General features: G+C 48.6%; 9 protein-coding genes and 1 pseudogene. 1 reads left to right on the forward strand and 9 read right to left on the reverse strand.

What is annotated here, in order from left to right; all coding sequences use genetic code 11:
* Positions 1-24 precede the first annotated feature (24 nt).
* Both HCX92_RS11390 and HCX92_RS11395 read right to left on the reverse strand, forming a co-directional pair.
* Complete coding sequence (locus HCX92_RS11390) at positions 25-1098, reverse strand: response regulator (protein ID WP_169295095.1); 1074 nt, start codon at positions 1096-1098, stop codon at positions 25-27.
* A 177-nt stretch (positions 1099-1275) separates the two neighbouring features.
* Positions 1276-3021, reverse strand: coding sequence for a VWA domain-containing protein (locus tag HCX92_RS11395; protein WP_211182378.1), 1746 nt, complete (start codon positions 3019-3021; stop codon positions 1276-1278).
* Positions 3022-3535: 514 nt separating this feature from the next.
* Between HCX92_RS11395 and HCX92_RS11400 the strand changes: the two are divergent.
* Positions 3536-3652 (forward strand): annotated as a pseudogene (locus HCX92_RS11400) (transposase domain-containing protein); the annotation flags it as partial.
* Positions 3653-4024: 372 nt separating this feature from the next.
* Here HCX92_RS11400 and HCX92_RS11405 read toward each other — a convergent pair.
* From HCX92_RS11405 to HCX92_RS11435, 7 genes are all read right to left on the reverse strand, one after another.
* Positions 4025-4846 carry an IclR family transcriptional regulator C-terminal domain-containing protein gene (locus tag HCX92_RS11405; protein WP_211182379.1) on the reverse strand — a complete coding sequence of 274 codons (822 nt, stop codon included), beginning with the start codon at positions 4844-4846 and terminating at the stop codon, positions 4025-4027.
* A 20-nt stretch (positions 4847-4866) separates the two neighbouring features.
* On the reverse strand, positions 4867-6027 hold the full coding sequence (locus HCX92_RS11410; protein WP_169295097.1) for a C4-dicarboxylate TRAP transporter substrate-binding protein: 1161 nt from the start codon (positions 6025-6027) through the stop codon (positions 4867-4869).
* A 44-nt stretch (positions 6028-6071) separates the two neighbouring features.
* Positions 6072-7526: an NAD-dependent succinate-semialdehyde dehydrogenase gene (locus tag HCX92_RS11415; RefSeq protein WP_169295098.1), complete on the reverse strand. Its 1455-nt coding sequence runs from the start codon at positions 7524-7526 to the stop codon at positions 6072-6074.
* A 24-nt stretch (positions 7527-7550) separates the two neighbouring features.
* A complete protein-coding gene (locus HCX92_RS11420; RefSeq protein WP_169295099.1) occupies positions 7551-8861 on the reverse strand; it encodes a TRAP transporter large permease in 1311 nt (436 codons plus the stop codon).
* Positions 8858-9376 (reverse strand): TRAP transporter small permease, encoded by a 519-nt coding sequence (locus HCX92_RS11425; protein ID WP_169295100.1) that lies wholly within the window; start codon positions 9374-9376, stop codon positions 8858-8860. The genes HCX92_RS11420 and HCX92_RS11425 overlap by 4 nt, the downstream gene beginning before the upstream one ends.
* A gap of 78 nt (positions 9377-9454) precedes the next feature.
* Complete coding sequence (locus tag HCX92_RS11430) at positions 9455-10531, reverse strand: alcohol dehydrogenase (RefSeq protein WP_169295101.1); 1077 nt, start codon at positions 10529-10531, stop codon at positions 9455-9457.
* Between the two features lie 321 nt (positions 10532-10852).
* A complete protein-coding gene (locus HCX92_RS11435) occupies positions 10853-13594 on the reverse strand; it encodes a cation-transporting P-type ATPase (protein ID WP_169295102.1) in 2742 nt (913 codons plus the stop codon).
* Between the last annotated feature and the right edge of the window lie 86 nt (positions 13595-13680).

Here is a 13680-nt window from a genome sequence, read left to right on the forward strand (position 1 = left end):
TATTAACAGACGGGATCCCCTGGCTCACTCTTGGGCAACACTCACCGGCAGGGTCAATAACAAGGCAATCAGGTCGGCCTGACGGTTGGTATTTGTTTTCTGAAAAATATTACGTTTATGAAAAGCCACCGTGGTCAGGGAAATGTCAAAAGTTTCAGCAATCTGATCGGGCCGCAACCCCTGGGCGAAGGCCCAGGCAATCCGCGCCTCGGTCGGGGTCAACTTGAACAGGGCGTCAAGCGCCCTGACCGGCACCGGTTCATTATTACCTCCTGCACTAATGAATAATGCCGCCACACAGGTATCCTCTTTGCTGTCCACACCCTCTAGCGCACAAACGGTCACCAGCAAATCACGCTGGCCATTCAAACGGGGAAAAGACAGGAACTCGGTATATTCCCGTCCATTCAAAGCGGCATCAATCGCCACCTGAATCACAGAAAACAAACCTTCAAAACCCGGTATTTTTTCAGCACTGAATACTCCCCGGGAGACAGAATCGGCACAATCAAACATTAAGCGCTGCGCTGAAATATTGGCAAACTGGATCCTGCCCTCTCGATCCAGAAGAACCACACCCGCCGTTATCAAATTAAACATGCGAACCAGGCAATGAAAAGACTGGCTCTCAAGTTGCCGTCCGGCACCAGCCGATGCTGCCCGCCAGCCCTCATCACCGGCCAGCTTGTTGCGCATACGCCGGACCTGCCGAAGACGTGCCGCAATCGTTGCCAGCATCAAATCAAAATTAACGGGCTTAACCAGATAATCATCGGCACCGGCATACTTGCCTTGCGCAATCTGATCCGAACCATCCTGGGCGCTCAGGAAGACAAAAGGAACATCTGCCAAATCAGTCATGGATTCCCGAATTACACGCAACAGCGCATAGCCATCCATCACGGGCATGGCAATATCACACAATATCAAGTCGGGACGGCAGTCTTCAAGCCGATCCAGTGCATCCTGGCCATTCACGGCCTGTACAACGACATAACCGGCATCCTCTAGCTCATTGCTTAATATCTCTCGTAAATCCCGCTCATCTTCCACCCATAAAATCGTTGCTTGCGTGCCATCAATGGCAACCCCTCTCATGCCCCTTTCCTCCTTGTCTGGCATCTGTTTTATTCATGCGCGTCGGGCACCGGATCACCTTCATGATCACCAGGAAAACATGATTATTATTTTAAACAGGGCTCTGGTATAAGAGCCCTGCCGTTATTGCCTGAACTATATCAAGATTCAATTAAATAAACAAATGACAAGACCCGCTTAAAGGTTGGGCTTGACCTCCACCTGCCTGCTGGTCAAGACCTCTTTGGTATCACGCATCATGTACCTGACCTGGTAAATACCGGGAATTGCCGGTGCATGCACCGACAGTGGGCTGCCCTGGCTGACTCGCGTTGCGGCAAGCGGTGCGGTTTCAGGTGTGGCATCCATGGGTACGACCTCAATGAAATCCTGTCGGTTACCCGGGCCGCTCCAGGTGACTTCAATAACCGAACCGGCCACCACGGAATCGGGGACGGTAATCGTGCCAGCCGTTTCTGCCAGGGTTACCGGCAAACTGGCCAATACCCGTGTTGAGCTATTCAGCACATAGCGCAACTCATACTCACCCACCTGGGCCGGCATTTTAATCACAAGCGGTGAACCAGAGGAAGTCCGTGCATAATCCAGGTATTTATTGGCGGGGGCACCTTTGGGTACAACGGTCACGTAGTCTGATTGATTGTCCGGCCCTGTCCATGCCACAGTTACTTTACCGCCCGGCACAGCGGTATTCAGCAGCTCCAGTCGCGCCGAAACCGGTGTTATGTTGATAGGTTGCGACGCCAGCACACGCTTGGAATTATTCAAAACATAACGGATTTCATAGTTCCCCAAACCATCAGGCACCACAAGGCTGACGGGATTTCGGGAAGCCGTACGGGCATAATTGTTATATTCTTTATCGGGAGCACCCGCTTCAACCACCGTAATGTAATCACCGGGGCTATCGGGCCCCGTCCATTGCACCTCTATGGTTCCTCCTGCCCCAACGCTTTCAGGACCGGACACCGTCGCTTCTACAGGGGTCAATTCAACCGTTTGCCGGGCCAGTACCTGACGGTCTTTGTTCTGGACATAACGGATTTCATGCGTTCCCAAGGCATCAGGGACCTGTAAACGTAAAACCTCACCGCTGGCCGTACGTTTGTATACGCCATATTCTGAATCCTTGGCCTCGGGCGTGACAATGGTAATGTAATCACCTGAGCCGTTCGGCCCGCTCCATGTAACCTCAATAACGGTTCCCGCTTGGGCGGTTTCTGGTCCCGAAACGGTTGCCAAAGGCAGGTCTGGCGTTGGCAATGGTTCTGGCTGTACTGCATTGGCAGATGATGCGGTTTGCACCGCCTCAAGCGCAGCGTTCATTGCCTTGCTTAAGTTCACCGCATCGTTGGCCGCAAAGTATTGTCCGCCCGTATTGTGCGCCAGACAGGCAACCTGCTCTCCCTGCTGCCTGCTCAGACCAAAGCCCACAACATGTGCAGTGAAATCAACACCGCTTTGCTTAAGCTCGGCACCCAAGGCACAAGGATCAGCCTGACAGGTCTCCTCACCATCTGTAATCAAGATCACGGTTGCCTTGTCTTCGGTATAGCGCAAAGCATCTGCCGCCTGCTGAACCGCTGCGGACAAGGGGGTTTTGCCAAGAAAACTCATGTTTTGCACGGCCTGCAAGACTGCCGTTTTATTGTTCTTGCCGGGCGTCACCAGCATTTCAATATCAGTGCAGCTGCCTTTCTCACGATGGCCATAAGCCATTAAGCCCAATTCCATCGTATCGGGGACGGTTTCAAGCATGTTGCCCAAAGCCTGACGGGCGATTTCATGCTTGGGCTTGCCATCTATCTGCCCCCACATTGAACCAGAGCCATCAAACACGATAATGGCCCGTTCATTAGCCACCGCATAAGCACTTGCAATCAACATCATTAACAGGGCAACCGGTTTACATATTTTCAACACAAAACACTCCAGACCACCAGGGTTGTTCAAAGGAATGTACAAGAAGAAGAGCCAGTCGCCATGAACAACCACATATATTAACCAGACACAGCCATTCTAATGACGTCCCTGCAACCTGTCACCGTCTGTTTGAACAGGCTTGGCGGCACATTCTAAATCTACGATACTGCGCACTAGTAATGGACATTTAAACCAACTCCATTATGGCCAACAGAATAGGCTTTCTCTTTATTTCCATTTTTTTGAATATTGATTCGAGGACCACCTTTCCATTGTGTTTTGAAAATAATATGGCTTCCACCTGATGATGGTTTCCGTCCAAAAATACTGCTTGTGATGCGCCCTCAACAATGGGGATCCAGAAGTTTGATTTATTCCACCAACCACGTATCATTTTCCAGCGTATCTTCGTAGCTTAATGCCGATTTCACACTTGACACTTGCTCAAGCAATATCCTTTCAGCATCCTCAGTACCATAAGCCAGCTCATAAAATTTTTTGAGGTTTGCCAGATACGGTCAAACTGAACGGGATCAATCCCGAGGCGTACCTGCGTCATGTGCTGACGGTGATTGCCGACTATCCGGTTAATCGCGTCGACGAATTATTGCCCTGGCGAGTGCTGCTGTAAAAAAGCTTTAAGCTGTCAATACGGTATGGGGCGGATGCTTACTGATATTCTAAAAAAACAACAGGTAATATTCATAAGCGAAAAAGTAATTTGTCTTGGTTCAGGTTAATTAATATACTTACCCACTCTGATATGAATAAATCAAATTAACATATAGCTGCTACATGTCACGCTTCTTTTTGTTCTTAAAACTCAGCAGCCTGGTTTTATTATTGCCTGCGATATCTGCCAAGGCTCTTAATTTACATGCCACCAAATATCCCGGAAGATGGACATCCGCGTCCCGTACTCCCTGGTCAATTAATCAATCAATAACCGATTAAGGTTTTCGGCAAACACAAGCTGGTGGTTACTTTATGAACAAAAAATCACTTAAGGTAATACCAAAGTTATCTCTTGAGCGGCACTTTTCAAGACAGGCAAAAAACGTTGCAACATTTCCTCTGGCGATATCAGCCAGGGATTACAACTCACAATTAAGGCCAGTATCAATTGATGGCTGCGGTTATAAACAGGCACTGCAAGTGAACACATCCCCAGTTCCAGCTCTTGATTCACCAGACAATAACCTTGCACACGCACCTTCTTGATTTCCGCGATAATTTGCTTTGCCGTCTTGGTGTGTTCCGTTAATTTTTTACAAGCCTCATCCCTGAAAAATTCATCCAGTTGCTCATCACTTAAAGTTGCCAAAAAAATACGTCCCGTTGAGGTCACATACGCCGGCAGACGCGCGCCTATCTGCAGATTCATGGAAACAAGCCTGCTACGGCTGGCCCGTCCAATATAAACAATATCCTTATCCTCAAGAACAGTGACAGAGCACGACTCATTCAGGTCACGGGCAACCTGCTCAATAATGGGCGTCACACGCTCCATAAAATTAAGTGACGCCAGATATGAATATCCCAGATCAAGAATTTTGGCGCTTAAACTGAACTGTCCATTGTTTTGATTTAAATACCCCAACTTAGACAAAGTCAGCAAAAAGCGTCTTGCCGCAGCCCGGCTAAGGCCCACCTTTTGCGCAAGCTCGGTAACTGTTAAACAGGGGGTTTCATCGTTAAATGACTTAATAACCTCCAGTCCCTTGGCAAAGGTTGTCAAAAAATCCTTGTCGGAATCATCTGTTTTTATGACCTTAGACAAAACCCTCTTTCCTATGCAGATAAAACATAGGGTGACATTGGCCACCCTATGAATCATATTAAAACTTAGTTGCCGTATTTGTCTACATCAATCTTGGAATAAACTTCATCCCAGTATAATTTTTGCAAATCTTCAGCAGACTGGATATCAGCCTTGGCAACAATATCACTCCATTTATCAACCAATTTGGACATTGTGCCAGACAAATCTTTCAGTCGGGCAGGGTCCAGCTTGTATTCCTGCGCATAAAACTCAGGGATATAAGCCAGGTCTTTACTGATGAATTCATGTGATTTCTTCAACAACTCAGGATCAGCCTGCATGACATTAATCCCTTTCTTACGTGCTTTTTCGAGATCATCCATCGCTTGTTTCTGATAGCGATAAGTTACCTCAGAGGTCATGACTGAACCGGCTTTTAACAAGGCCTCTTTTTCAGCCGTGCTAAACTTGTCCCACTTGGTTTTATTTAATGTAGCCGCACCACCCGCTGCATACAAACCACCTGGCACATCTGTCACAATATTTTTCACCACTTCAATCAAATTAAAGTTGGTCAACTCGGTTGCCGAGAAGAATGTACAATCCACCACCCCTTGGCTTAAGGCCTCGTAAGCTTCACCAATTGGCAAGGCAACCGGCTGGGCGCCAAATTCACGTGCCCAACGTGCCCAGGGCGCACCTGAAATACGAATACGCTTACCCTTCAGCTCTTCAACGGTATCCACAGGGGCATTACAGAACATGGTATACACAGGCGTTGAAACCACACCGGTATATACCTGATTGTTTTTCTTGAACTCTCCCTGGCACTCAGGACAATTGAGCATAATGTACTCAAGCATCGCCCCTGAATAAGCCATCCCTTCTTTTTCAGGAATCTTGTCATTGAGCGCAACCGACATACTCATATCTGCACCCAGGTTTGAGAATGGGTAGTCTGAAGGACTGTAAGCGGTTAACAAATAGCCTACATCAGCCAGACCCTTGTTAATCCCCTCATTCATTTCAGCATGACTGAGCAGTGAAAGCTCAAAAATACGAACCCGATGTTTGTTATTCGTTAACTCTTTTACCGCTTCAGCATACTTTTGCGCTGCTTCAATGGGGGCACCTGAAGGAAACCCAACCGCAAAACGCAGCGTATCTGCTTTAGCCGGCATTGAAAAAGACGCCGCTACAAGCGCACCGCCAACCAGACCTGTTAATTTTTTCATAGAAAACATGAAAGGCTCCACCTTAGTTATAAATTACAAAAAAATTTGATTGCTTAATTTTTAATGCAGACATAGTGCATTTCCAAAAACTCGTCAATGCCATGCACCGAGCCTTCGCGACCGACTCCTGATTCTTTCACCCCGCCAAAAGGAACGGTTTCAGACACAAAGCGGGGAGTATTGATACTCAACATGCCATATTCCATTTGATCGCTTAAACGGAAAATCCGACCTTTGTCTTCCGTGTAAGCATAAGCAGCCAAGCCATAATTGGTACTATTGGCAAGGCGAATCACCTCCTCTTCCGATTCGAAGCGATAAACGGCAGCCACAGGGCCAAAGATTTCCGTTTTGAAAACATCCATCTCGGGTGTGACATCGGCCAGAATAGTGAAGTTGAAAAACTGTTTGCCAATTTCCGGAAGATGAGCACCGCCCTGAACAAGACGCGCACCTTGCTCCACGGCTTTATTCACAATTGAACTCACTTTCCGGATGGCTTTTTCATTGATCAGAGGGCCATGTGTTGAATCAGGCTGCAAACCATTGCCCAGGCGCAATTTACCCAAGGCCTCTTGCAGCTTGGCAATAAAGGCCTCATAGACACCATCCTGCACCAGCAAACGATTGGCACAAATGCATGTTTGCCCCGAGTTATAGAACTTGATGGCAATGGCACCCTGAACCGCAGCATCCAGATCGGCGTCATCAAAAACCATGAACGGCGCATTGCCACCCAATTCCAGACTTAACTTTTTAACCGTATCTGCACACTGGCGGCTAAGAATCTTGCCAACCTCGGTAGAGCCCGTAAATGACAGTTTTCTGACAATCGGGTTGGCGCACAGCTCCTGTCCAACTTCATGGCCAGAACTGGCGGTAATGACATTGAGCACACCGGCAGGAATCCCGGCCTGTTCAGCCAGGGCTGCCAACGCCAGTGCTGACAAGGGAGTGTCTTCCGCTGGCTTGATGACCACAGAACAACCAGCAGCCAGGGCCGGTGCAACTTTTCGAGCAATCATCGAATTGGGGAAATTCCAGGGTGTAATGGCAGCCACCACACCCACCGCACGTTTTTTAACAAACTCGAAATTACCCGCGGCACTAGGTGGTAAAACATCCCCATTAACACGCATCGCCTCGTTGGCAAACCAGTCAATATAGTTGATTGATGAAGTGACTTCGCCTTTTGCCTCGGCCAGGCTCTTGCCTTGCTCGAGGGTTAAAATGGTGGCCAGTGTCTCAAGATGGGCCTCAACCAGTTGAGCCCAGCGCTTTAAAATAATCGAGCGTTGCTTGGCGGTTTGTTTGAGCCACAGTTTTTGTGCCTGCTCCGCCTTTTCAATCGCCAATCGGGTATCTGCCTGCCCCATATCAGGAACCAGCACGATTTGTTCGCCTGTGGCAGGATTGAATACCGGATATTTTTTTCCGCTAATCGCTTCAAGCCACTGACCATTAATCAAGGTCTTGTCCTTGATGAATTCAGTTACTGTGTCATTCATTGTTATGCCTCCAATATAATCTGTTTACTTTGATGACAAGTTGGGTAAATAGAGGATGATTTCCGGAAAAAGCAAAAACAATCCTACTATGGCCAGGTCTATCACCAGAAACCACAAAATGCCCTTGAACACTTGTGATGTTGTCACTGCATCACCGACAACACTTTTTACAACAAACACGTTCATGCCAACGGGTGGTGTAATCATGCCAATTTCCAATAGCTTGGTAAGCAATACACCAAACCAGATCAGGCTGAATGAGGTCGTCTCGATAATGGGCAACAGCACTGGCAAGGTCAACAACATGGCACCAACGGGTTCCAGGAACATGCCCAGTACCAAATAAATCAGAATGATACCCAGCATGACCCACATATCACTGGCTTCAAGGCTAATAATAAAGTCAGCAATAAAATCACCGGTTCCTGATAGAACCAAAAAGCGGGTAAGCAGACTGGCGCCTACGGCAATAATCAATAAAGCACTGGTGGTGACTAATGTTTCCAGGGCCGCAGCCTTGAAAGCAGCCCATGTCATTGCCCTTTTCAAAATAGCAACCACACAAGCCAAAAACGCACCAATCGCACCGGCCTCATTGGGGGTAAACACGCCGCCAAACAAACCGCCAAAAATACCGATCATGATCAGAAAAATAGGCCAGGTATCTTTTAAGGCAACTACTTTATCCTTGAATGAAATTTCCTCCTTAACGTCCTGAGCCAAAGACGGATTAAGCTTCACCCGGACATAAACAACCAGGACATAACCAATAATCGTTACCAGACCCGCCGTAATACCTCCCAGAAACAATTGGGAGATGGACGTTTGCGCAATTACCCCATACAAAATCATGATAATTGAAGGGGGAATCAGGGCACCAATGGTACCGGCTACCGCAACCGTACCGGTTGCCAGGCTGGGATCATATTTGTAGCGAAGCATTTCCGGAATAGCGATCCGGCCCATGGCGGCAGAGCAGGCAATGGAAGATCCGGAAACAGCGGCAAAGCCTGCCGAACCAAAAATAGAGGCGATCGCCAAACCGCCAGGCACGCCTGCCAACCAGGCCCTGGCAGCCTTGAACATACCTTGGGTAAGGTTGGTGTGATAGCAGATAAAGCCCAGGAACAAAAACAATGGTACTGAACTAAGGGTCCAGTTAGCGGCAAAGTTGTAAGGAATGATACCCAGTGAAGACATGGCAATATCAACCCCAACAACAGCCCAAATACCCACAAACGAGACGGCTATCAATGTAAAACCAATGGGCATTTTTAACAATAACAGTACAAATAAAGCAATAAGCCCTATAAACCCGATGCCAATATCGCTCATTTTTGCTCCCCAATCATCTGGTTATTTTCTTTGTTCATTAAGTAAAGCAAAAATTTCACCAGGCAATAAACACCCAATAAGCCAGCCCCAAAGCACAAGATGAAGTAACTTGGCCAGGTAGGAATTGTGTAATCACCTTGCATGACCGAGGTTTTGGACGCCAGATTTTTCAAGGCGACCCCCCAGGATACATAGGCGATTAAAAATGCGGTGACTGACACAAACAGACTGCCGAACATATCAACGGCCTTATTCATTTTTGGCGAGAAAAAGCCAGAGACAAGCTCGACTGAAATCGCCGCTTTGGTTTGCTCGGTATAGGCCAACGGCAAAAATATCGCGATAATCATGTAGTAGTGCGCAACGAACGTGATGGTTCCTGGCAAAGGTTTATTGATAAAAAATCTTGCAACGATGTCCGCTGTCACATGGATCATCATTAATGCAATTGCCGCCCCACCAATCAAGGTAATCACTTGATTGATTTTTTTTAAAAGTATTTCTATGTGATTCATTATTCATGCTCTCTAATTTCATATCCATCCAGGACGGGTTTTCTCCAAGCCCATCCTGGCCTTTGAAATAACGTTCAGCTATGAATTTTCCAAAACCAGACGGCCTTCAACCTGCCCTTTGGTCAGCTGGTTCAAGGCATCATCGGCCTCATCCAGTGGCCTGATTTGAATAGGCAGATTGATCAAGTCGTGTTTGTTGGCAAACTCAATCAGCTCTTTCAGGTCCCCCAGTGACCCCGTGTAAGAACCAATAATTGAAATGGCTTTGGTAATGATGTAGGGAATGGGGTAAGACAGCTCTCCACCGTGCAAACCAACAATAATCAGTTTGCCACCTTTGCGGGCCAGGTTAAGACCCATTTGGACTGTCGCATCACCACCCACAAAATCAAGAACAGCGGCACAATTGGCATTGCCTGCCTGCAACACCGCTTCCAGCACATTTTCCTGGGAGGAATCAAAGACGGATGTGGCACCGACTTTCAGGGCAAGCTCACGTTTTTGCTCGGACAAATCCAGGCCAATAATGTTTTTCACACCCAGCAAAGACAAGGTTCTAATGGCAAGCAAACCTAAACCACCGCAACCAATCACAACAACGGCTTCATCGTCATGAACATCCCCCATTTTTTTAATGGCTGAAAAAGTGGTTAACCCCGAACATGCCAACAAAGAAGCATGGGAGGGATTCAAATTACCCAAGTCCATTAAATAACGTGGATGCGGCACCAATACATACTGGGAATAACCACCCGGTTTAAAAACGCCTAACGCGGCAGGCTTGGTGCAAAGATTTTCTTCGCCTCTTTTGCAAACAGAGCACTCACCACATCCAATCCATGGATAAACCAGCATTTGTTTGCCAGGCTGAATTTCCCCAGCCTGATCGCCGGCGGCTTCGATCGTACCCACAATTTCATGGCCCAAGGTGACAGGTAATTTGATTCCACGCTCTTCCAGCGATAATTTTTTGCCTTGCCCAAGACCATAATAGCCTTCATAAATGTGAACATCACTATGACATACACCACAATAATTCACGCGCACCAGAACCTCGGTTCCTGTGGGTTTAGGCAGTTCCACTTCCGTTCTTTTCAGGCCCATGCCAAACTCATTGAACTGGTACCGCACGTAAGTATTGATTTCAGTCGTCATATTTCGAGCTCCCCCAAGGGTAAATATTTTGTTTAATGCTAAAGCGATATGGCTTACTTAAAAGCAAATTTGTTCGCATATCGCACATTTATTACGCTAATCGCACAAACGAATATAACTGCACCCATTCTGACCGTCAATTCTTTTGTCCCCTAACCTAGGGTAAGTCTGGATATAAAAATGTTCTTTTTCACAACAGATTTTTACTGATCATTTATTTTTAGACTTTTGAACCCTAAAACAATGATTTCTACTTTTATACGTATTTACACCAAAATAAAAGCCGCACATGTGCGGCTTTTTTTAAAAAAAATCTTTACGCTACTGCAACCCCAACCTTTTACCTAGGCCAGTACGTCGGATAATAAACTTCTCCAGTTCTGCCAGCAGGAACAGTAACAACCCCGCAGCCAGTACCTTGCCCCATTCCAGCAGCGACAGGCTGGCAGAATTAAAGATGGTTTGCATGATTGGCAAATAGGTATAGGCCAGTTGCAAAGGGATGCAGGCGGCAACCGCAAACAGGATATAGCGGTTGCCGGTCAGGCCCTCGCGGCTTAGCACCGATTTAAGAAAAAAGCGGCTGTTGAACAGGTAGAATACTTCACAAACCACCACAATATTAACCGCCATGGTCCGGGCCACCTCAAGGCTGGTGCCCGCATTCAATTCCCACAAAAATACCCCCAGCGCACCAATCATAATAATGACCGACACTATGAAGACACGCCAGATAAAAAAGCCCGAGAGCAAGGCTTCGCCGGGCGGACGGGGCCGCCGGTCCATAATGCCCCGCTCGGCCGGCTCAAACGCCAATGCCAGACCCAGCGTACCCGATGTGGCCATATTAATCCACAACACCTGGGCCGGTGTTAATGGCAGGGTCAATTCAAACAGGATGGCGGCAATCACCACCAGGACTTCCCCACCGTTGGTGGGAAGCATGAAAAGAATGAATTTTTTCAGGTTATCGTAAACAGCCCGACCTTCACGCACGGCACTGGCAATGGTGGCAAAGTTGTCATCGGCCAGCACCATATCCGACGCCTCTTTGGCGGCTTCGGTGCCTTTCATGCCCATGGCTACACCAACATCGGCACACTTCAGGGCCGGGGCATCATTAACCCCGTCTCCGGTCATGGCCACCACCTGCCCACTTTCTTGCAAGGCCTGCACCAGACGCAGCTTGTGTTCGGGTGCTGCCCTGGCAAAAACATCCACCTCCATGGCCACATTACGCAAGGTCTCGTCATCCATCACTGCCACTTCCGCACCGGTCAGGGCAGGCTTGCCAACGCCAATATTCAGCTTTTCACCAATGGCTCGGGCAGTTTCCACATGATCACCGGTAATCATTTTGACGCGAATACCGGCACGATGGCACTCACGTACAGCCTGTACCGCCTCTTCACGGGGCGGATCCATAATGCCCAGTAATGCGATCATGACAAAATCCGACTCCATATCGTTATGGTCAAGTAAATCACTTTTTGGTGCAGACCGCTTGCATGCCAGTGCCAGCAGGCGCAAGCCCTGGGCTGCCATATCGTTGGACATGCGCCGCCAGTAATCAACATCCAGTTCCTGTTCACCATTACTACCCAGCTGCGTGCGGCACATATCCAGGATACGTTCCGGTGCGCCCTTGACAAAAATCCAGGGTTCTTGCTGGCTGTCACAGTGGTAAGTGGCCATGAAGCGGTGCTGGGATTCAAAGGGAATGGCATCAATCCGGGGCCAGGCATTCTCATTGGGCTCATTCAGGGTAAGGCCCGCTTTTGCCCCCAGTACCAGCAAGGCACCTTCAGTGGGATCGCCCTCTACCCACCACCTGCCCTCTTCATTCAACAAACGGGCATCATTACACAACACACCAGCACGAATGGCCAGAGCCAGTTCGGGGTATTCGGCAGCCGTAATACAGCGCCCGTCAATGCATAATTCACCGCTTGGTTCATAACCCACGCCCTCTACATTGACTCTGTGCTCGGCACATATAATGCGCTGCACAGTCATTTCGTTACGGGTTAAGGTACCTGTCTTGTCAGAACAAATAACGGTTACCGAACCCAGGGCCTCGACGGCCGGCAACAGGCGAACAATCGCGTTGCGCCTGGCCATACGGCGCACGCCCAATGCCAGGGTGACGGTCATAATGGCTGGCAAGCCTTCAGGTATGGCAGAAGCGGTTAACGCCACAACCATCATGAACATGTCCTGGGGACTGTGCCCGCGCCATAACGTGCCCAGAACAAAAGTCAGTGCCGACAAACCCAGAATAAAGAAGGCCAGTTGACGGGCGAAATAATCCACCTTGCGTAGCAGGGGTGTTGCCAGGTTACGAATTTCTGACAGCATCTGGTTGATTTTACCCAGCTCTGTTTGGGCGCCGGTTGCCACCACCACCCCTACCGCCTTGCCATAAATAACCAGCGTGCCCGAATAAGCCATGCCATAACGGTCACCCAAAGGCGTATCGGGCTCGGCAGTTTCCGTATTTTTTTCTACCGGCAGGGATTCGCCAGTCAGGGCAGCCTCTTCAATACGCAGGTCTCGTACATTAATCAGACGTAAGTCAGCAGGCACCCGGTCTCCCGAGACAAGAGCCACCATGTCGCCGGGCACCAGATCGCCAGCGTCAATGTCATGGTGCTGGCCGTCCCGGATGACCGTAGCGTGTGGGGAGAGCATATCGCGGATGGCATCCAGTGCCGATTCCGCCTTGCCTTCCTGGATAAAACCAATAATGGCATTAAGCACCACCGCCATCATCAGCACGCCAGTATCTATCCAGTAACCAAGCGAAGCCGTGATAACCGCAGCACCCATCATGACATACAGCAGAAGGTTATGAAACTGCAGCAGAAAGCGTAGCAGCGGCCCGCGTTTTTTGGGCGGTGCCAAACGGTTGAAACCATATTTCGTTAAGCGCTGCCGGGCCTCTTCTTGTGCCAGGCCGCCTCTGCCAGTTTGCAACATTTGCTCTACCTGGCCGGGTGTTAAGGTATGCCAGTCTGTGGGGGACAACTGTTGGGGTAAGTCTGTGTTTACACGGTCTGTCATTAATGAAGCCTTGGCTGATCGTAGCAACTTAAGGAAGAGTTAGTTACGAATTGAACGAAAATACAAGCAGATTTTACATGGCCGTG

The organism is Advenella sp. EE-W14, assembly GCF_012923605.1.
GTDB classification, from domain to species: Bacteria; Pseudomonadota; Gammaproteobacteria; order Burkholderiales; family Burkholderiaceae_B; genus Advenella; species Advenella alkanexedens.

Excerpts from the sequence above, each read along its gene's own strand:
- HCX92_RS11430 (WP_169295101.1), bottom strand. The coding sequence starts at position 10,531 with ATGACGACTGAAATCAATACTTACGTGCGGTACCAGTTCAATGAGTTT.
- HCX92_RS11420 (WP_169295099.1), bottom strand. The coding sequence starts at position 8,861 with ATGAGCGATATTGGCATCGGGTTTATAGGGCTTATTGCTTTATTTGTA.
- HCX92_RS11425 (WP_169295100.1), bottom strand. The coding sequence starts at position 9,376 with ATGAATCACATAGAAATACTTTTAAAAAAAATCAATCAAGTGATTACC.
- HCX92_RS11410 (WP_169295097.1), bottom strand. The coding sequence starts at position 6,027 with ATGTTTTCTATGAAAAAATTAACAGGTCTGGTTGGCGGTGCGCTTGTA.
- HCX92_RS11415 (WP_169295098.1), bottom strand. The coding sequence starts at position 7,526 with ATGAATGACACAGTAACTGAATTCATCAAGGACAAGACCTTGATTAAT.
- HCX92_RS11435 (WP_169295102.1), bottom strand. The coding sequence starts at position 13,594 with ATGACAGACCGTGTAAACACAGACTTACCCCAACAGTTGTCCCCCACA.
- HCX92_RS11390 (WP_169295095.1), bottom strand. The coding sequence starts at position 1,098 with ATGAGAGGGGTTGCCATTGATGGCACGCAAGCAACGATTTTATGGGTG.